At 31.8% G+C, this 20615-nt stretch carries 24 protein-coding genes; 18 read left to right on the top strand and 6 right to left on the bottom strand.

The window, feature by feature from the left end:
- Positions 1-375 carry a hypothetical protein gene (locus P2G10_RS10065; protein WP_218771293.1) on the top strand — a complete coding sequence of 125 codons (375 nt, stop codon included), beginning with the start codon at positions 1-3 and terminating at the stop codon, positions 373-375.
- A gap of 83 nt (positions 376-458) precedes the next feature.
- Here P2G10_RS10065 and P2G10_RS10060 read toward each other — a convergent pair whose 3' ends face one another.
- From P2G10_RS10060 to P2G10_RS10045, 4 genes are all read right to left on the bottom strand, one after another.
- Positions 459-1094, bottom strand: a complete 636-nt coding sequence (locus P2G10_RS10060; RefSeq protein ID WP_275316436.1) for a peroxiredoxin-like family protein — start codon at positions 1092-1094, stop codon at positions 459-461.
- Between the two features lie 134 nt (positions 1095-1228).
- The gene (locus P2G10_RS10055) at positions 1229-4663 is read right to left on the bottom strand and encodes a methylmalonyl-CoA mutase family protein (RefSeq protein ID WP_275316435.1); all 3435 of its coding nucleotides are present in this window, start codon (positions 4661-4663) and stop codon (positions 1229-1231) included.
- A 70-nt stretch (positions 4664-4733) separates the two neighbouring features.
- Positions 4734-5036 (bottom strand): hypothetical protein, encoded by a 303-nt coding sequence (locus tag P2G10_RS10050; RefSeq protein WP_275316434.1) that lies wholly within the window; start codon positions 5034-5036, stop codon positions 4734-4736.
- A gap of 73 nt (positions 5037-5109) precedes the next feature.
- Entirely contained in the window at positions 5110-5994 is an 885-nt protein-coding gene (locus P2G10_RS10045) for a LysR family transcriptional regulator (protein WP_275316433.1), read from the bottom strand.
- Between the two features lie 79 nt (positions 5995-6073).
- Here P2G10_RS10045 and hutH point away from each other — a divergent pair, with 79 nt between their 5' ends.
- The 6 genes from hutH to P2G10_RS10015 all read left to right on the top strand — a co-directional run bounded on the left by hutH (position 6074) and on the right by P2G10_RS10015 (position 11489).
- Positions 6074-7561, top strand: a complete 1488-nt coding sequence (gene hutH, locus P2G10_RS10040; protein WP_275316432.1) for a histidine ammonia-lyase — start codon at positions 6074-6076, stop codon at positions 7559-7561.
- Between the two features lie 14 nt (positions 7562-7575).
- Complete coding sequence (locus P2G10_RS10035; RefSeq protein WP_275316474.1) at positions 7576-9570, top strand: urocanate hydratase; 1995 nt, start codon at positions 7576-7578, stop codon at positions 9568-9570.
- An 11-nt stretch (positions 9571-9581) separates the two neighbouring features.
- Positions 9582-10112 (top strand): DUF4136 domain-containing protein, encoded by a 531-nt coding sequence (locus P2G10_RS10030; RefSeq protein ID WP_218771287.1) that lies wholly within the window; start codon positions 9582-9584, stop codon positions 10110-10112.
- 87 nt (positions 10113-10199) lie between these two features.
- On the top strand, positions 10200-10364 hold the full coding sequence (locus tag P2G10_RS10025; RefSeq protein ID WP_218771286.1) for a DUF5522 domain-containing protein: 165 nt from the start codon (positions 10200-10202) through the stop codon (positions 10362-10364).
- A gap of 65 nt (positions 10365-10429) precedes the next feature.
- A complete protein-coding gene (locus P2G10_RS10020) occupies positions 10430-11131 on the top strand; it encodes a DUF4197 domain-containing protein (RefSeq protein ID WP_275316431.1) in 702 nt (233 codons plus the stop codon).
- Between the two features lie 160 nt (positions 11132-11291).
- Positions 11292-11489: a Lacal_2735 family protein gene (locus P2G10_RS10015; RefSeq protein WP_275316430.1), complete on the top strand. Its 198-nt coding sequence runs from the start codon at positions 11292-11294 to the stop codon at positions 11487-11489.
- Here the strand turns inward: P2G10_RS10015 and P2G10_RS10010 are convergent.
- The gene (locus P2G10_RS10010) at positions 11472-12263 is read right to left on the bottom strand and encodes an ABC transporter substrate-binding protein (RefSeq protein WP_275316429.1); all 792 of its coding nucleotides are present in this window, start codon (positions 12261-12263) and stop codon (positions 11472-11474) included. The two genes, P2G10_RS10015 and P2G10_RS10010, sit on opposite strands and share 18 nt — an antisense overlap.
- Before the next feature lie 4 nt (positions 12264-12267).
- Positions 12268-13080 (bottom strand): orotidine-5'-phosphate decarboxylase, encoded by an 813-nt coding sequence (gene pyrF, locus P2G10_RS10005; RefSeq protein WP_275316428.1) that lies wholly within the window; start codon positions 13078-13080, stop codon positions 12268-12270.
- 63 nt (positions 13081-13143) lie between these two features.
- On the opposite strand from pyrF, the gene P2G10_RS10000 reads away from it, so the two are divergent.
- The 11 genes from P2G10_RS10000 to P2G10_RS09950 all read left to right on the top strand — a co-directional run.
- Complete coding sequence (locus P2G10_RS10000) at positions 13144-14220, top strand: ABC transporter permease (RefSeq protein ID WP_275316427.1); 1077 nt, start codon at positions 13144-13146, stop codon at positions 14218-14220.
- Between the two features lies 1 nt (position 14221).
- Complete coding sequence (locus P2G10_RS09995) at positions 14222-14704, top strand: TlpA family protein disulfide reductase (RefSeq protein WP_275316426.1); 483 nt, start codon at positions 14222-14224, stop codon at positions 14702-14704.
- Between the two features lies 1 nt (position 14705).
- Positions 14706-15197 (top strand): TlpA family protein disulfide reductase, encoded by a 492-nt coding sequence (locus P2G10_RS09990; RefSeq protein ID WP_275316424.1) that lies wholly within the window; start codon positions 14706-14708, stop codon positions 15195-15197.
- Between the two features lie 44 nt (positions 15198-15241).
- Entirely contained in the window at positions 15242-15733 is a 492-nt protein-coding gene (locus P2G10_RS09985; RefSeq protein WP_275316423.1) for a TlpA family protein disulfide reductase, read from the top strand.
- A gap of 25 nt (positions 15734-15758) precedes the next feature.
- On the top strand, positions 15759-16517 hold the full coding sequence (tpiA, locus tag P2G10_RS09980) for a triose-phosphate isomerase (RefSeq protein ID WP_275316422.1): 759 nt from the start codon (positions 15759-15761) through the stop codon (positions 16515-16517).
- Positions 16517-17356: a 50S ribosomal protein L11 methyltransferase gene (gene prmA, locus P2G10_RS09975; protein WP_275316420.1), complete on the top strand. Its 840-nt coding sequence runs from the start codon at positions 16517-16519 to the stop codon at positions 17354-17356. The genes tpiA and prmA overlap by 1 nt, the downstream gene beginning before the upstream one ends.
- Positions 17357-17632: an ATP-dependent Clp protease adaptor ClpS gene (locus tag P2G10_RS09970; RefSeq protein WP_218771276.1), complete on the top strand. Its 276-nt coding sequence runs from the start codon at positions 17357-17359 to the stop codon at positions 17630-17632.
- Between the two features lies 1 nt (position 17633).
- Positions 17634-17906: a hypothetical protein gene (locus tag P2G10_RS09965; RefSeq protein ID WP_275316419.1), complete on the top strand. Its 273-nt coding sequence runs from the start codon at positions 17634-17636 to the stop codon at positions 17904-17906.
- 428 nt (positions 17907-18334) lie between these two features.
- A complete protein-coding gene (locus P2G10_RS09960; protein WP_275316417.1) occupies positions 18335-19024 on the top strand; it encodes a hypothetical protein in 690 nt (229 codons plus the stop codon).
- Between the two features lie 2 nt (positions 19025-19026).
- Positions 19027-20364, top strand: coding sequence for a VCBS domain-containing protein (locus tag P2G10_RS09955; protein WP_275316416.1), 1338 nt, complete (start codon positions 19027-19029; stop codon positions 20362-20364).
- The coding region (locus tag P2G10_RS09950; protein WP_275316415.1) for a hypothetical protein at positions 20346-20615 on the top strand (270 nt) is incomplete at its 3' end. The genes P2G10_RS09955 and P2G10_RS09950, both read left to right, overlap by 19 nt.

Raw genomic sequence — 20615 nt, 5'->3', positions numbered from 1 at the left:
ATGAACACTTCATTAGAATTAGTCGCCTACATTATTTATTTACCAATAGCAATAGGATTAACAACGTTTGTATCATATCATCTTTTTAAAAATAGTAAAATATTTATGCTAGATATTTTTCATCAAAAGGTAGAGATTGCAATGGCTACAAATAAACTTTTTAAAATTGGTTTTTATTTATTGAATGTTGGTTTTGCGCTACGTATTTTAGAAATATATAGTTTATCTAGTTATAAAGATTTGGTAGAAACTTTAAGTGCTAAAATAGGAGGGTTCTCTATTTATTTAGGAGTTGTAATGATATTTTTTATCCTCTTCTTTTTAAAAGGAAGAAAAGCAAGTAAACAAGCTGCTTTAGAAATTGAAAATAAATAACAATTAAAATAGATTCTTTTAACAGAAAAAAATCAGCTCAAATACTTGAGCTGATTTTTTATTTTAAATTTGAAATAATTAAATTATAATGCAGCAATAATATCTAAAGGCTCTGCTCTTAATTTATAATCTTCTGTAATAAAACTATAGGTTATTTTTTTGTCGGTTCCAATAATATAGGTCGCAGCAATAGGTAACTCATTCGAATCATTTCCTTGGCTTTCTAATAAATCTATTCCGAATTTCTTATACAAAGTAGCTAATTCTTCTGGTAACTTATAAGTTAAACCTAATGACCTTGCTAGTTCGTTATTCTTACTTGTTAAAATTTCGAAATCTAATTCGTTTTTCTCTTTAATAGTAAGTGTATTATCTGGTGTTTCAGGTGTAATAGCAACTAATGTTGCATTTTTCTCTTTAATTTGAGGCACTATATCTTGTAATGCTTTTAAAGCAAGATTACAATAAGGACACCAACCACCTCTATAAAAAGTAAGCACCACTTGTCCTTTTTTAAGAAGTTCTTCAAGAGATGTTAATTCTCCCTTTGCATTCGGTAAAGAAAAATCAGGAAAATGGTCCCCTTTTTTTGTTGCATTTTTTATAATATCGGTATCTTCTAGTTTTTTAATACCAGTTTGCATGATTTTTTTTGCTTCTTCTGGCATATTTTTCGCACTATTATCAGCGTGCTCTTTTAATTGATCTGTAAGGTTCATGAATTTATTTTTTAAGTTGGTCTGTTTTTTATCGGAAACATTACAAATTATAGGAGAAAAGGAACCTAAAAAAATCAATAAAAAAACCTCATAAATTAATATGAGGTTTATAGTTATTTGTAAACATTGTTTGCTTACATATTTCTTCTATACTGTCCACCAACTTTAAATAAAGCTTCAGTAATTTGCCCTAAAGAACAAAATTTGGTAGCTTCCATTAACTTATCAAATAAGTTTTCATTCTGAACCGCAGCTTCTTGTAAAATTGCCAATTGTTCTTGCACTTTTCCGTCGTTCGCTTTGTTTAAAATGCTTTTTGTTTTTATTTGATATTGCTTTTCTTCTTCCGTTGCACGGATAACTTCTGCAGGTTGTACTGTTGGAGAACCTTTAGAGCTTAAGAAAGTATTTACACCAATAATTGGGAATTCTCCTGTGTGTTTCAATGTTTCATAATACAAGCTTTCTTCTTGTATTTTAGAACGCTGATACATCGTTTCCATCGCTCCTAAAACACCACCACGTTCGGTAATTCTATCAAACTCTAACAATACTGCTTCTTCAACTAAATCGGTTAACTCTTCAATAATAAAAGCACCTTGAATTGGGTTTTCATTTTTAGTTAAACCTAATTCTTTATTAATAATTAACTGAATTGCCATTGCTCTACGTACCGATTCTTCAGTAGGTGTCGTAATTGCTTCATCATACGCATTGGTGTGTAATGAATTACAGTTGTCGTTAATAGCATATAAAGCTTGTAATGTTGTACGGATATCGTTAAAATCAATTTCCTGCGCATGTAAAGAACGACCAGAAGTTTGAATATGATATTTTAACATTTGTGCTCTTGAATTAGCACCATATTTATGTTTCATGGCTTTTGCCCAAATTTTACGAGCAACACGACCAATTACCGAATATTCTGCATCGATTCCGTTAGAGAAAAAGAACGATAAATTTGGTCCGAATTTGTTAATGTCCATCCCACGAGATAAGTAGTATTCAACATAGGTAAATCCGTTTGATAATGTTAACGCTAACTGTGTAATTGGGTTGGCACCAGCTTCGGCAATATGATACCCAGAAATTGATACTGAATAAAAATTACGAACTTGTTCTTTAATAAAGTATTCTTGAACATCTCCCATTAAACGCAGGGCGAATTCTGTAGAAAAAATACACGTATTTTGTGCCTGATCTTCTTTTAAAATATCAGCTTGTACAGTACCACGAACTTGTGCTAAGGTTGTTTTTTTAATTTCTGCATATACATCCGCAGGTAAAATCATATCACCTGTTAAACCTAAAAGCATTAATCCTAACCCGTCATTTCCTTCAGGTAATTTGCCTTGATAAACAGGTCTTTCTAAATCTTTTGAATCGTAAATTTCTTTGAATTTTGCTTCAACTTGTTTTTCTAACTTGTTTTCTTTGATGTATTTCTCACAATTCTGATCGATAGCAGCATTCATGAAAAAACCTAACAACATTGGTGCAGGCCCATTAATTGTTAAACTTACAGATGTTAAAGCATGCGTTAGTTCGAAACCAGAAAATAATTTTTTGGCATCATCTAAGCAGCATATAGAAACTCCTGCGTTACCAATTTTACCATAAATATCAGGTCTTACTCCTGGGTCATTACCGTATAAAGTAACCGAATCGAAAGCAGTAGATAAACGCTTTGCAGGCATTCCTAAACTTACGTAATGAAAACGTCTGTTCGTACGTTCTGGACCTCCTTCACCAGCAAACATTCTTGTTGGATCTTCACCTGTTCTTTTAAACGGATACAATCCTGCAGTATACGGAAACTCTCCTGGAACGTTTTCTTGTAAATTCCAACGTAATAAATCTCCCCAAGCTTGGTATTTTGGTAAGGCTACTTTCGGAACTTGTGTATGTGATAAAGTTTCACTGTGTGTATCTATATTTATAACTTTATCTCTTACTTTAAAGCTATAAACAGGGTCTTTATATTTTTTTACTTTATCAGCCCAGTTTAAAATAATTTCCCAGTTATGAGGATCAAGATTTAATTTTACTTTGTCGAATTGAGCTATTAGTAATTTCAAGAACTCTTTGTCATCTCGAGCGGAGTCGAGAGACAGAATCGCATCAGCATCTAATCCAATTTTAGAAATGGCAACATTCGAATTTGTAATAGATTCGATAGTTTTATAAATACCATATAATTTCTGAGAAACGATAACCTGACTATCTACTTTTTTATCATAAGCCCTGTTGCTTTCTGATATTTCAGATAAATAACGAACTCTACTTGGCGGAATTACAAATATCTTTTCAGACATTTCTTTGGTAATTTCCATCTTCGATTTTAAATCAACTCCAGTTTTTTCAATCAATTTATCCATAATACGTTTGTATAGCGTATTCATTCCTGGATCATTAAATTGAGAAGCAATGGTTCCGAAAACCGGCATGTCATCCATATGAACATCCCAAAGGTTGTTGTTACGCATGTATTGTTTCTTTACATCACGGATGGCATCTAAAGCACCACGTTTATCAAATTTGTTAAGAGCCACTAAATCAGCAAAATCAAGCATGTCGATTTTCTCCAACTGCGTTGCTGCTCCAAATTCAGGTGTCATTACATATAATGATGTATCAGAATGTTCTATAATTTCGGTATCCGATTGCCCGATACCAGAAGTTTCTAAAATAATTAAATCAAACTCAGCAGCTTTTAAAACTTGTACTGCTTCGTTTACATATTTAGATAATGCTAAATTAGATTGACGTGTTGCTAACGAGCGCATGTATACACGATCGTTATTAATTGCATTCATACGAATACGGTCCCCTAATAAAGCACCTCCTGTTTTTCTTTTTGATGGGTCAACAGAAATTAAACCAATTGTTTTTTCTGGAAAATCAATTAAAAATCGACGAACTAACTCATCAACTAAAGATGATTTTCCTGCTCCACCAGTTCCGGTAATTCCTAAAACCGGCGTTTTAGAATTTTTATTTTTTTCATGAATTGCGGCTAAAGTTTCTTTTGCTACTTCAGGGAAGTTTTCTGCCGAAGAAATAATACGTGCAATGCTTCCGATTTCTTTATTGGCTAAATGATCAATTTCATCGTTTAAAACATCACCAATTGCAAAATCAGAAGTTTTAACTAAATCGTTAATCATTCCTTGTAAACCAAGTTCACGACCGTCATCAGGAGAATAGATACGGGTAATTCCATAATCCATCAATTCTTTGATTTCTTCAGGAAGAATTACACCTCCACCACCACCAAAAATTCTGATGTGGCTAGCTCCTTTTTCTTTTAATAAATCATACATGTATTTAAAATACTCATTGTGTCCTCCTTGGTAAGATGTAATTGCAATGGCATTTGCATCTTCCTGAATAGCACAATTAACTACTTCTTCAACACTTCTATCATGCCCAAGATGAATTACTTCTACTCCTGTAGATTGAATAATTCTTCGCATAATATTTATGGCAGCATCATGGCCATCAAATAATGCAGCAGCAGTTACAATTCGTACTTTATGTATAGGTTTATAGGGTGTTATTTGTTCCATTCGTAAATTTTATAAAAAATTGGTTGTGCAATTTACGAATTTCTTAAAAGATATAAGAATTGTTTATGGATTATAAATAGTTAAGAAAAGCCCAAAACTTTCTTTTTTCTATATAGTATAAATTATTTTCATTTAGATAAGCTTCACGTTCAAAGCTTAAATTTTTGTAGGCTTTTAATTTGTCTTTATATTTTAAAAATTTAATAAACCATTCTATAAAATAGAATAGAAAAAAGAAGATGATAAAAAGCTCTCGCTGTTGCTCTAAATGTATTTTTTCGTGATTTACAAGTTCAGCATTATGCTTTAAATCTTTTCTTTTTAAAAAGATAAAAGGATATAAGGTTACACCAACAAACCCTTTAGGTACCATGCGTTTAGAAACGAGAATCATCAATAATTATGAGAAATTTATACGTAAAAATACTCATTTATATCGTAACTATTTATGAAGTAATCTTATTTAGAAGTGATTTTAGAATCGGGTTCCTATTTTTTTTGTCCCAAACTACCGATAATGTGGTGCGTTGCGGAATGTTTTTCAGTTCAATGAATTTCACCTTCATGTCATACCCGTGTTGTAAGGATTTTGGAACAATTGATAAGCCAAAATTATTTTCTATTAGTTTGTAAATAGATGCAGCATGAATTGTATTGTGTGTAACAAGGGGAGTAAAATTACTATCATCGAAAATTTGCATTACTTTTTCAAAATAAGACGGACTGTATGAGGCATCAAAGAGAATGAAAGATTCATTTTTTAATTGATACAATCCTTTAAAATTATTTTCATTTACAGGATGATTTTTAGGTAAAACCAAACAAAAGGATTCTTTTACAACAGATTTTATAGCAAGTCCTCTTGGTACACGATCTAGCCTTACAAAACCTACGTCAATATCATTAGAAAGCAAACTGTCTATCTGTTTTTTATTGTCCATTTCCTTTAATCCGAACTGAACATTGGGGTGTTCTTTTTTAAAATCAACTAATAAATTTGGAATAATATTTTGCATTGCAGAACCTACATAACCAAAGTTTAAATGCCCGTCTTTTCCGTCTTGTAAAAGTTTAGCATTTTCAAAAGCATGGTTGAGGTTTTTTAAACTCTGAGTAAGTTCGGTTTTGAGATATATACCTGCTTCGGTTAATGCTACCTTTCGATTATGACGAATAAATAATTGAATTTCTAAATCCTCTTCCATTTGTTTTATCTGTCTACTCAAACCTGGTTGAGAAATAAAGAGTCTTTCAGCAGCTTTTCGAAAGTGTAAATCTTCAGCAACAGCTAAAAAATAACGGATATGTCTTAATTCAATTTGATTACTCATAGTTATTAAATGATGATTATTTAAGTCTTATTGGTTATCAAAAATAAAAATAACTTTGTTAAAAAGATAATAGAAACCGATGTTTAAATACGGAATAGATAAATTAACTGTAAATAAGGTAATTGCAATTGCAGAAGGTACTTTAAAAGCGGTGATTACGAGCGATGCAATTAAGGCAGTAAATGAATGCAGAAGAAAGGTAGAGGTAATGGCAAACTCTAATGTTGCTACTTATGGTATTAATACAGGTTTTGGTCCTTTATGTGATGTGCAAATTACGCCTGCAGAGACAAGTAAATTACAAGAAAACTTATTAATTACACATGCTGTTGGTGTAGGGAATCCTATTGATAAAAAATTATCTAAAATTATGATGATTTGTAAAGTGCATGCACTTTGTCAAGGTTTTTCGGGTGTACGATTAGAGTTAATAGAACGTATTATTTATTTTATAGAAAATGATTTATTGCCAATTGTGCCAGAACAAGGATCGGTTGGAGCATCGGGAGATCTAGCGCCGTTATCGCACTTGTTTTTACCATTGTTAGGTGAAGGAGAATTTTGGCAAGAAGGTGAAATCATTCCAGCAAAGGAAGTCTTGAAAAAGCACAATTTAGCACCGTTAACTTTAATGGCTAAAGAAGGTTTAGGATTAATTAACGGAACGCAATTTATTTTAGCCCATGCTATTTTAGGGTTGAATAAAATGGAGTATGTATTAGATTTAGCAGATGTTGCCGGAGCAATGACATTAGAAGGTTATTCAGGAAATGTGTCGCCATTTAAAGATGAGTTACATCAAATTCGTCCGTTTAAAGGGAATTTAAAAGTAGCAGAACGCATGCGTATGTTATTAAAAGATTCTGAAAATGCTGACGATAATAGTTTCCCAAGAGTGCAAGATCCATATTCAATACGGTGTATTCCACAGGTACATGGAGCGTCTAGAAACGCGTACGCGCATTTGTTTGAATTAGCCGAAATAGAAATGAATTCGGTTACCGATAACCCAATTGTATTAAGTGAAACAGAGGCAATATCTGGAGGTAATTTTCATGGTCAGCCATTAGCGATGGCATTAGATTATACCTCAATTGCAGCATCAGAGTTAGGAAATATAGCAGACAGGCGTTGTTATTTATTATTAGAAGGAAAACACGGTTTGCCAAGATTGTTAACAGCAGCAGGTGGTTTAAATTCAGGGTTTATGATTCCGCAATACACTACCGCAGCTTTGGTTACAGAAAATAAATCGTTATGTTTTCCGCCTTCGGCAGATAGCGTTCCAACTTCATTAGGACAAGAAGATCATGTTTCTATGGGAAGTATTTCAGGAAGGAAGTTCAATCAGATTTTAGGAAATATTGATAAAATTTTGGCAATTGAATTAATGTATGCTGCACAAGCGATGGATTTTAGAAGACCCAATACGTTTTCTTCAATAATAGAAGAAAACTTTAAAATAATTAGAAATAAAGTAGATAAATTAGAAGAAGATCGTGTACTTAAAGATGATATTAATGCATTGATAAGTATGGTTAAAAATCAAGAATTTACAGTTCGTTAAAAAAAGAAATTATGATGTCATTTAAAAAACAAATAAAACAAGGTATTCCAAGCGAGTTACCAGAAATGCCAGTTTATGATTCTTCAATAAACAGAGCGCCAAAACGTAAAGATATTTTAACGGTTGAAGAAAAAAAATTGGCATTAAGAAATGCTTTGCGATATTTTGATAAAAAACATCACGAAGTTTTATTACCTGAATTTGCTAAGGAATTAGAAGATTATGGTAGAATTTACATGTACCGTTTTCGTCCTACTTATAAAATGTATGCGAGAGATATTAAAGAGTATCCAGGGAAATGTACTCAGGCAAAAGCAATCATGTTAATGATTCAGAATAATTTAGATTATGCGGTGGCGCAACATCCACATGAATTAATAACTTATGGTGGTAATGGAGCTGTTTTTTCTAACTGGGCACAGTATTTATTAACCATGCAATATTTGTCTAAAATGACAGATAAACAAACGTTAACTATGTATTCAGGACATCCGATGGGATTATTTCCATCACATAAAGATGCACCAAGAGTGGTGGTTACAAACGGAATGATGATTCCGAATTACTCGAAACCAGATGATTTAGAAAAATTCAATGCGTTAGGCGTTTCTCAATATGGGCAAATGACTGCTGGTAGTTACATGTATATTGGCCCACAAGGAATTGTACACGGAACAACAATAACCGTTTTAAACGGATTTAGAAAAATAAATAAAGAGCCAAAAGGAAACTTATTTGTTACTGCAGGTTTAGGTGGAATGAGTGGAGCACAACCAAAAGCTGGTAACATTGCTGGTTGCATTACGGTTTGTGCTGAGGTAAATCCAAAAATTACGCAATTACGCTTAGATCAAGGTTGGATTGATGAAAAAATTACTGATTTAGACATACTAGTAACAAGAGTAGAGAAGGCAAAAGAGAGTAAAGAAACAGTATCACTAGCTTACTTAGGCAATATTGTTGATGTTTGGGAAAAGTTTGATGAAGCAAATGTTCATGTAGATTTAGGTTCAGATCAAACATCATTACATAATCCTTGGGCAGGAGGTTATTATCCAGCAGAGATTTCATTTGATGATGCCAATGAAATGATGGCAAATGAGCCTGAGTTGTTTAAAGAAAAAGTGCAAGAAACATTACGTCGTCATGCAAAAGCTATTAATAAACATACAGCTAAGGGAACTTATTTCTTTGATTACGGAAACGCTTTTTTACTAGAAGCAAGTAGAGCAGGAGCAGATGTAATGGCAGAAAATCCAACAATTGGAAGAGAGTTTAAATATCCATCTTATGTACAAGATATAATGGGACCAATGTGTTTCGATTATGGCTTTGGTCCTTTTCGTTGGGTTTGTGCCTCTGGGAAATCGGAAGATTTAGCAAAAACGGATGCAATTGCATGTAAAGTTTTAGAAAAGATAAAAAAGAATTCACCAGAAGAGATTCAGCAACAAATGGCTGATAATATTCAGTGGATTAAAGGAGCTCAAGAGAATAAATTAGTGGTGGGTTCGCAAGCACGTATTTTATATGCAGATGCAGAGGGGCGCACAAAAATTGCAGAAGCTTTTAACAAGGCAATTAAGAAAGGTGAAATAGGAAATGTAGTATTGGGACGTGATCATCACGATGTTTCTGGTACCGATTCACCTTATAGAGAAACCTCTAACATTTATGATGGTTCTCGTTATACGGCAGACATGGCCATACAAAACGTAATTGGCGATAGTTTTAGAGGTGCTACTTGGGTTTCTATTCATAATGGAGGTGGAGTAGGTTGGGGTGAAGTTATTAACGGAGGATTTGGCATGCTTCTTGATGGTTCTAAGAGTGCATCAAGACGCTTAAAATCAATGCTTTTCTGGGATGTTAATAACGGAATAGCAAGAAGAAGTTGGGCTAGGAATGAAGAGGCTGTTTTTGCTATAAAACGAGCAATGAAAGCCGAAAATGACTTGCAGGTTACCCTTCCTAATTTAGTAGATGATGCATTATTAGATAATTTATAAATCCTAAGAAAATGAAGATATCAAAATTACTTTTTTTGCCAATCATCGCTTTAATTATTACGTCATGTAGTTCTGTTAAAGTAACAACAGATTATGATACGAAAGTAGATTTTAATCAATACAAAACTTTTGCTTTTTATAAAAAAGGAATCGATAAAGCCGCTATTTCAGACTTAGATAAAAAACGAATCATGCGCGCTGTTGAATCAGAATTGATGGCAAAAGGAATGACAAAATCAGCCACTCCAGATATTTTAGTGAGTCTGTTTACAAAGTCGCGTGAAAAAATCAATATAAACGATAATATGTACGGCGGATTTTATTATCCATATTATTACGGTATGAATCGTATGAGTGTTTCTCAGTATACAGAAGGAACATTGTTTGTTGATTTATTAGATGCGAAAAAGAAAGAGCTAGTTTGGCAAGGTGTTGGTACGGGAGCGTTAAAGACGAGTAATGTTGAAAAAAGAGAAGCTCGCGTTAAAGAATTTGTGAATGAAATAATGGCTAAATATCCGCCAGAAAAAGGAAGAAAATAAATAATTTTTCCATAAAAAATAAAGAGATACATTAAATCAACAGTTAATAAATACTGATTTAATGTATCTTTTTTTGATATTTGTACTATGAGAAATGAAATTTTAAGGGCAACTCCTGATGAGTATTATATTAACGAAGACGGATATAGGGTTTTTAAAGAAACCTATCACTTAAGGCGAGGTTACTGTTGTAAAAGTGGTTGTAAACATTGCCCATATAGTTATGATAAAAAAACAGATAGCTTTCAATAAAAAATTTAAATAATGTGACAATTACAAATTAATTGTTTCTAAAAGATATATTAAATCAAACAAACATGAAAAAAATTATAGCATTAGCATTTGTTGTTTTACTTACAGGATGCGCAGAATTACAGAAAGTTGTAAACCAATTACCACAAAGCGGCGCATTGTCACAGCAACAAATAGGAAACGGTTTACGCCAGGCATTAGATAACGGAATCGAAAATCAGGTTTCTAAACTAACAGCAAAAGATGGTTTTTATAGAAACAAACTAGTAAAAATTCTTTTACCAAAAGAATTACAAGCGGTAGATAAAGGGTTGCGTAAGATTGGTTTAAGTAATTTAGCAGATGAAGGTTTAAAAGCAATTAACAGAACAGCAGAAGATGCCGTTAAAACAGCAACGCCAATTTTTGTAAACGCAGTTAAAGAAATAAGTTTTAATGATGCTAAAAACATCTTATTAGGTGAGCAAAATGCAGCAACAATTTATTTAAAAGGAAAAACAAATACAGCTTTATACAATCAATTTAATCCGGTCATTAAAAATTCTTTTGCAAAAGTAGGTGCAGATAAAATTTGGTCGAACTTAATTAATAAATACAATAGTATCCCTTTTGTTAAGAAAGTGAATCCAGATTTAACAGATTATGTTACAGGAGAAGCTTTAAAAGGTGTTTTTACGATGATAGCTGTCGAAGAAAAAGGTATTCGTGAAAAAGCAGGTTTGCGTAATACAGCTTTATTACGCCAAGTATTTGCATTGCAAGATTAGTAAGTTATTTATCTTAAAAAAATCTAGTAAAAAAAGCCTCACAAATTTGTGAGGCTTTTTTTTAGAACAGTAAAAATATTTTTTTTTAAAGTAGGTTGTTTTTATATGGTTGTAATTCAAATATTTATGTATATTTATGAACAGCATAACCAAATTTAAAATGTCAAGAATTAATCAACTACAAACATATAGGAAGCACCTAGAAGAAAGGTATCGTAAATTGGTTGAAAGAGCGAATGATTATAAGTATGAAGACGAATGTAAAAGTGATCGATCGGCTTTTAAAGCAATGCAAGTGTTAGAGAAGTTAAATAGAGTTAAGTATTTAGATAAAGATTCATCAAGTTATATTGTGTAATTCTTTAAAATAATCAAAAGACTTTAACAGCCTGCTACCATACCACGAAAACATTTCGCCATCAACTAAAATAACTTTAGCGCTCTTACAGTGTCTTTTTAGTTCTTCAATATGTTTTTCTTTAAATGGATATGGTTCCGATGAAAGTAATATTAAATCAGGGTCACCATTTTTAACAAGCTCCTGTAAATCTATTTCTGGGTAACGCTCCTTATTAGTGTAAATATTATGAAACTTATTTAGCTCTAAAAGGTGGTTGATAAAGGTGTTATTTCCTGCAACCATCCAAGGTTTTCTCCAAATAAAATAAGCTACTTTTCTAGCTGTTTTAGTTTTAGTAAATAATTGAAAATCATTCAATTTATCGTTTAATTCTTTCGTTATTCTATTTGCTTGAGTTTCACAAGAAAGAATTTCTCCGTATTGAAGTATTAGCTCTTTTGAGTCGTTAAGTGTAAAAATATCAGAAACATGTGTTGGTGCAATTTTCTCACAAGCTTCTACGATTTCTCTGGTGTTCTCTTCTTTATTACAAAGAATAATATCAGGCTTTAAAGCCTTAATTTCATCAATATTTATGGTTTTTGTACCACCAACAACTGTTTTGCTTTTTCTTAAATAAGTTGGATGAACGCAAAATTTTGTAACACCAACTATAAATTTTTCTAAACCTAAATCAACCAATAACTCAGTTTGACTAGGAACTAAAGAAATTATTCTTTTTGGAGTTTCTGGTAATTCAAAAACTCTATTCATTTGGTCTTTGAACTCCATATTTTTAGTTTAAGATAGCACTCATTTGTAACTGTAATTCTGCTGCTTTTTTAGCAGCTTCATTTGCAAATTTTTCGTTGTTAGATGCGTAAATAATTCCGCGAGATGAGTTTATTAACAAGCCAATATTTTTGCTCATTCCGTATTTACAAACATCCTGTAGATTTCCGCCTTGTGCGCCAACACCAGGAACTAGTAAAAAACTATCAGGAACAATTTTTCTAATTTCTTTAAAGTATTCGGCTTTGGTGGCACCCACAACATACATTAAGTTTTCTGAGTTTTTCCAGTTTTTTGATACCTTTAAAACTTCTTTATATAATTCATTATTATTAACGCTTAGCGTCTGGAAATCGAATGCACCTTGGTTAGATGTTAGTGCCAACATAATGGTATGTTTATCTTTAAAAGCTAAAAAAGGCTCTACAGAATCTTTTCCCATATAAGGAGCCACTGTAACTGAATCGAATGCTAAATCTTCAAAAAAAGCTTTTGCATACATCGTTGAGGTATTGCCAATATCACCACGTTTTGCATCCGCAATGGTAAAAATTTCAGGATGCTTTTCGTTTAAGTATTTTATTGTTTTTTCAAGAGATTTCCAACCTTTTATTCCGTAAGCTTCATAAAAAGCAGTATTGGGTTTGTAGGCAACACATAAATGGTGAGTAGCATCAATAATTGCTTTGTTAAAGGCAAAAATAGGATCTTCCTCTTTTAATAAATGTGGTGGTATTTTGGTTAAATCGACATCTAGACCGATGCATAAAAACGATTTTTTTCTTTTAATTTCGTTAACTAATTGTTGTGTAGTCATGTGTTGTTGTAAAAGTTACGCAAAAGTACACTTTTTTAACACTTTCTTTTATCTTTGTTATATATGTTTCAATATGTAATTAATAAAATTTTCTACGGATTCTTAACTTTATTTGGAGTCGTTACAGTTATTTTCTTTTTGTTTAATGTGTTGCCAGGTGATCCGGCAAGAATGATGTTAGATCAGCGAGAAGATACTGAACAGCTACAGAATATACGACAAAAGTATGGTTTTGATAAACCGGTATTTACACAGTATTTGTATTATTTAAACGATGTTTCGCCGTTGTCGTTACATAGCAGTAACACTGACGATTATACTTTTTTATCCGAAGGAAAATATACTGCTCAAAAATTATTTACGATAGGTAAAGTGAATCTGGTGATTAAATATCCGTATTTAAGACAATCATTTCAAAAAAACGGAAAGAATGTATCCGAAGTAATTGCAGAAACATTACCAAATACCGCAGTTTTAGCAATTTTTGCAATTGTAATAGCGTTGCTGTTAGGAATCGTTTTAGGCATTTTATCAGCCTTATATAAAGATACTTTTTTCGACAGAATTATAGCAGTAATAAGTACATTAGGTATGAGTGTGCCGTCTTTTTTCTCGGCAATTTTATTTGCTTGGTTTTTCGGATTTGTATTGCATGAATACACAGGTTTAGAAATGACAGGTAGTTTGTATGAAGTTGATGATTTCGGAGAGGGAATGCGTATTCAGTGGAAAAACTTGTTGTTGCCAGCAATTGTATTAGGTATTCGTCCGTTAGCGGTAGTAATACAATTAATGCGTAACTCGTTGTTAGAAACGATGAATCAAGATTATATAAGAACCGCCAAAGCAAAAGGATTAACCATGTATCAGGTAATTCGTAAACACGCGTTAAAAAATTCGTTAAATCCAGTAGTAACTGCAATTTCTGGTTGGTTTGCATCGATGTTAGCAGGAGCCGTTTTTGTGGAGTATATTTTTAACTGGAATGGCTTAGGTAAAGAAATAGTAAACTCGTTAAACACGTTAGATTTACCTGTAATTATGGGAAGTGTGTTAGTTGTTGCAACATTATTTATATTGATAAATATATTGGTTGATGTTATTTACAGTTGGTTAGATCCACGAATTAAATTAAACTAAAATGAGAATATTTTTATTTTTGATAGCACTTTTAACGCTCAATAGTTGTGCTGTTTTTCAGCCTAAGTCTTTTAATAAAGAAGTTTTAGATGAAAAATTGGTAACAACAGAAAGAGATTCTATTACATTAAGAACAGTTTTGACAAACAATAAAGGAACGAAACAATTTGTGCAAATTTTTGCAACGTATTGTCCGGTAAGTCAAGATAGTTTTGATAATGTTGCTGCGTTGCAAAAAGAAAATCCATCAATTAAATATGTTTTTTTGTCAGTAGATCATTCTTATTTCGACTGGAAAAGAGGACTTGAAAATTTGAGTATAAAAGGTCAGCATTATTACATTCCGAAGAAGGGAAAAGGAAAGTTAGGAGCTTTTTTAAACTTAAAAACAATTCCGAGGTTTATGATTATTGATGAAAAAGGAGATATTAAACTTTTTAAATCATCAAATGTGTCTAATAAAATTAAAAATAAGATTAAATAGTATGAAAAAAAGTATCGTATTCGTTTTTATAACAATGCTGTTAGTAAGTTGTTCTGTTGAAAATCCTACGGAGTTTTCTGAAAAAGCACTAAGTGATGTTTTTACTTCTATAAATAACGAAGAAGTAAAGTTTAAAGAAATTTTAGAAAAAAATAAAGGTAAAAAAATAGTGATTGATGTTTGGGCTTCTTGGTGTAAAGATTGCCTTGAAAATTTACCAGATGTTAAAAAACAGCAAGAAGAAAATAGTGAAGTTGCTTATTTATACCTGTCGTTAGATAGAGATTTAGATTCTTGGAAAGAAGGAGTTAAAAGATTGGAGTTAAAAGGGCAACATTATTTTATGAAATCTGGTTGGGAAGGTAGTTTCGGGAAGTTTTTGGCGCTAAGTTGGATTCCTCGTTATTTAGTGATTGACGAAGAAGGAAAAATAGCAGTTTTTAACAAAACAAAGATCACGGATAGTGCAATTATTAAGGAGTTAAAAAAATAACGTATTTTTAGCTGTTAAATTTCACCAAAATTTTAAATAAAATTATGAAAAAAATTATTTATGTATTCGTTTTTGTTTTACTTGCATCATGTAATGGGAAGAAACCAGCTGCTTTTTCACAAGATGTTTTAAATGAGAAGTTTTTAACATTAGATGAGGAATCAATCACGTTTAAAGAGATTTTAGCAAAACATAAAGGGAAAAAAATAATGTTCGAGCTTTGCGCGTCATGGTGTGCTGAGTGTATTTCTGGAATACCAGATATAAAAAAATTAAAAGCAGAAAATCCTGATGTTGTTTTTGTATTCTTATCAATAGATAAAACAGTCGAGCAATGGAAAAAAGGAAAAGAACGATTTTTTAATATAGAAGGTGATCATTACTTTTTACCAGCAGCTCTTAAAGGTGGCTATGCAAAAGGTTTAGGAATAAAAGATGTGCCAAGTTATATGGTTGTAAATGAAAAAGGAATTACAGCTTTGGGTCATGTAGCAGAATCTATCGATCCGAGGATGAAAGCGGCATTAAGTAAGTAGTAAAAACATAAATTATATAGTAATTTTGAGAAAAAAAATAGTTGCAGGTAACTGGAAAATGAATAATAACCTTGATGAAACTAAAACGTTAATCAAGCAGATAAAAAAAGGAATAAAAAAGCAAATAGGTGATGATACCCGAGTAATCATTGCACCTAGTTTTGTGAATTTGAATACCGCAATTAAAAGAACTAAAAAATCTGAAATTGAAGTAGCAGCACAAAACATGCATCAATCTAAAAATGGTGCTTTTACAGGAGAGGTTTCTGCAGATATGTTAACTTCTTTAGGCTTAAATTTAGTGATTCTTGGTCATTCTGAGCGCAGAGAGTATTTTGGAGAAACAAATGAGCTTCTTGCTAAAAAAGTAACCACAGCGTTAGAAAATAATTTAGAAACAATTTTTTGTTTTGGAGAGGTTTTAGAAGATCGAAAATCAGAAAATCACTTTAAAGTTGTTGATAATCAGTTAAAAGAAGGATTGTTTCATTTAAAAACAGCAGATTTTTCTAAAATCATATTAGCTTATGAACCAGTTTGGGCAATAGGAACAGGAGAAACAGCATCGCCAGAGCAAGCACAAGAAATGCACGCTTTTATAAGAACAACTATAGCGAACGAGTATGGAGGTGAAGTGGCTGAAAAAATTTCAATTTTATATGGTGGTAGTGTAAAGCCAGCAAATGCAAAAGAAATTTTTTCTAAACCAGATGTTGACGGAGGATTAATTGGAGGAGCAGCTTTAAAAGCTGATGATTTTGTAGCTATAATTAAATCAATTTAATGGATAATATTTATATAGAGTATGTTTTTGAAGTATCACCTAAAGAACCAGCAACAGAAATTTTAATAGCTGAATTAGGTGAAGTTGGTTTTGAAAGTTTTGTAGAGAATGAAAACGGAGTTACCGCATACATTCAGAAAAACGATTGGAAAGAAAATTTATTAGAAAACGTTTTTATTTTGAAATCAGACGCATTTTCAATCAATTTTAAACACAACGAAATCGAACAAACAAATTGGAATGCCGAGTGGGAGAAAAATTTTAATCAAATTCAGGTTGACGACTTGGTAAGCATTAGAGCACCATTTCATGAAAACCCTAATTTAAAGTACGATATCGTTATAGAGCCAAAAATGAGTTTTGGTACAGGTCATCATGAAACAACACATATGATGGTACAACATTTAATTAATTTAGATGTAACCAACAAAAAAGTGTTAGATATGGGCTGTGGAACCGGAATTTTAGCAATTTTTGCTGAAATGAAAGGTGCTAATCCAATAGACGCTATAGATATTGATGCTTGGTGTTACGAGAATTCGTTAGAGAATGTTCAGAGAAACGGGTGTAAAAACATTACCGTTTATGAAGGAGATTCTTCTCTTTTAACGAATAAAGAGTACGATATTATTATTGCAAATATTAATCGTAATATTTTACTGAGTGATATGAAAATATATGCAAGTTGCTTAAATAAAAACGGCGTTTTATTGTTAAGTGGATTCTATAAAGAAGATATTTCTATTATAGATGCCGAGGTTTCTAAGCACGGTTTAACATTAAATAAAACAATTAACAGAAATAATTGGGTAGCTTTGCAGTATCAAAAAATAGCGTAGATGAGTACAATAGAAAAAATACAAGAAGAGCTAGATGTCTTAATTCAGGAAACAAAAAAGCACGAAATTATTTTACATAATGACGATGTAAATACTTTTGATCATGTAATTGATAGTTTAGTAGATGTATGTGACCATACTTTAGAACAAGCAGAACAATGCTCTTTTTTAGTTCATTACAAAGGTAAGTGTGCCGTAAAAACAGGCGAATATAAAGAGTTAGAGGCTATGTGTTCTAAATTATTACAATTAGGTTTATCTGTAGAGATCGTTTAGTATGGAAAATGTTTTTAGATACTATGAATTTTCTGATTTTATAAAAGACGAATCGGAAGCTTTTTCAGGAAATGAAATATGTTTTACGATATTAAATGAAGAACATTTTTTGATTTTCGAAAAAAATAAAGAAACCTATAATTTATATGTTTCTAAGTATAAATCAAAAAAAGAAGTTGGTTTAAAACCACCTGAAATATTAGAATTATTGATAAATGATTACGATAAATCATTGCCAGAACATCGCATAATTTTAAGAAAATATCTAGATTAAAACCTCAAAAAAAACTTTTTTGAGGTTTTTTTGTTTTAATGTGACTTTTAAAAAAAAAAAGTGGTGTCTTACTAATTATAGTTTGTATAAGATAGCTTTAATGTGGTATAAGTATGGTGTTAAGGTTTAAAAATAGTAATAATTAGTTTTTTTTATAAGTTGGTTTGATTAAAAGTCTTAAGAATTAGTTTAAGACTTTTTTTTAAACGTTAAAAAAAGCATAAAATTTTGTTTTTTTTTGTTATATTTGTTAGTAAATATAGTTTTTAAATTACAGGTTGTTTTTAAAAAAATAGGTTAGAGAGTACTAAAATAAGTAAGTAATTATTTATTTTAGTTTTTTTAAACCAAAAAGTATTATTTATCGTATATATTATAGTGTAATGCAAAGCACTGTTGGAGGTTATTATAATTTAAATTGCGTTTTTATGAAAAAAAATTACATTTATTCTTCGAAGAATGTATTGCCTATGTTTTTTGTTTTTTTATTCGCTACTATATTTTCTTATGGTAGCCCTATAGATCCTATTAAAGTTACAAACGCTAATTGGTGGGAAGGGTATTTCGATAGGTTAATACCAAACACACCATCAGTAAATACTTCTTTAAGAAGTAATTCTTCGGCAATGTTTGCTGTGACTGCTTTCGATTTAGATACAGGTTCTCCAGGGAGTAACTATGCTATCGATTATGTAGATTCCAATAATTATGTCGTGTTAGCTAATAGCCCTAATCTACAAGCTAATGTTAATGTTTCTCAAATAATAATAACTATAACAGGGGTTTTAGATGGTGATTTTGAGAATTTTTCGGTTTTGGCAGATGACTTTACTAACTTAGCTAACTTTGTACCAAGTACTCCTAACGGATCTGCATTTGTTATAACAGTAAATGGAGTTTCTTTTGAGGTTCAAAAAATAGCAGCTAACCAATATCAAATAAGACCTTTTGCAGGTGGTTTTTATATAAATACACCACCAGCTAATTTTCAAGCACTTTTAAATAACCGACTTTATTACAGAAATACTTCATCTCCTTACCCTACAGATGGTACAAGAACAATTAATTTTACTGTAACAGATCAGGGGGGGCTACAAGAAATGCAAACACTACAATAGGGGTGTTTACAACTCGTAGAATTTTTGATGATACAAATTCCGTGAGCGCTAATAATACGGGTACTATTTCTGGTAATGTTTTAACAAATGATTCGACAAGTCAAGGGGTATTACAGGTAGAGGATATTAATTTGTATCAATCTTTTGTGGGTGTTACATATACAACTCTTTATGGTAGTATTATAATACAGGCTGATGGTAGTTATATATATGATGTTGATGAAACAAATACTACGGTTACTGGTCTAAAAAATGGTGAAACAATACAAGATATTTTTTCATATACAGCAATTGATAATGTTGGCTCAGATACAGGTATTCTTTCCATAGATATTAATGGAGTTACAGAGCCACCAGTAGCTGAAGATAATTTTGATACTATTACAGTAGATGTTAACAATACAATTAACGGAAACGTTATTACAGATGATGGTCCTGATGGGGCAGACGCTATTGATAGAGGATTATCACAGTTAATTTGGGAAAGTCAATTTACCAATGGAGAAACAGTTAACGGAAAATCTAAGACCATTACAGGAACAACACTAGATTTTACGACACTAGATGTTAATAATATTGGGACAGTTAATAACCAGATAGTTACTTTTGGAACTAATGGAGGGCATTCGGGGTATTTATTGTATAACATAGATCCAGCAACAAATATACCTGGTGCAACTACAGATTTGGTTATCGATTTTGATAAACCAGTATTTAACTTGGGTTTTTTATTAGTAGATATTGATTATTCACAAGGTGATACCTGGCAAGATCGAATAAGAATAGAAGGAACAACAGCCGCAGGTACTGTTATATCTTCTTTTAATTATGTAACGACAGAAGATGTTATTGCTACAGGGAATCCTACTTTTTATGGAACGGGATCTGCACCAGAAACAGAAGCAACAGGAAATATAAATGTTTTTTTTACAGAACCAATAGATCAATTAAAACTTAGTTACAGTTATGGGCCTAACGTAACAGCAGTAGATCCTGGTGGTCAAATAGCAGGTGTTTCAGATATATATTGGCAAGACGAAGCATCCGTTACTGTAATTGTGTTAGAGGGTAATGCAGTTCCACCTACAGGTTTAACTTATGTAGGCACATATGGTACAATAACAATAAACCCTAATGGTACATATACGTACGTTTTAGATACAGGTAATCCTGCGGTTAGTAGTTTATTAGTAGGACAAACATTAACAGAAACGTTTAATTACTTAATATCAGATACATTTACATCAGATGATGCTAACTTGATTATAACAATTAATGGTAGTGCTTGTACAGTTTCTGCAGCTTCTAGTACAGAAACAGTATGTATAAACACAATTTAACAAATATTACTCATAGTACAGCAGGTGCTACAGGTATTTCTAATAACGGTGTTTCGGGAGCAAATGGTTTACCAGCAGGAGTAAGTGCTTCATGGGCTTCCGATGAAATAACTATTAGCGGTACACCAACTGCATCAGGAACTTTTAACTATAGTATTGAGTTAACAGGTGGTTGTAATCCTGCGGTTAATGCCATAGGAACGATAACGGTAACACCAAACAATACAGCAGCCGCGGCAAGTACAACGCCA

The organism is Tenacibaculum bernardetii (genome assembly GCF_029125915.1).
In the GTDB taxonomy this organism is placed as follows: Bacteria; Bacteroidota; Bacteroidia; order Flavobacteriales; family Flavobacteriaceae; genus Polaribacter; species Polaribacter bernardetii.
This window is presented reverse-complemented; position numbering and strand designations above follow the sequence as displayed.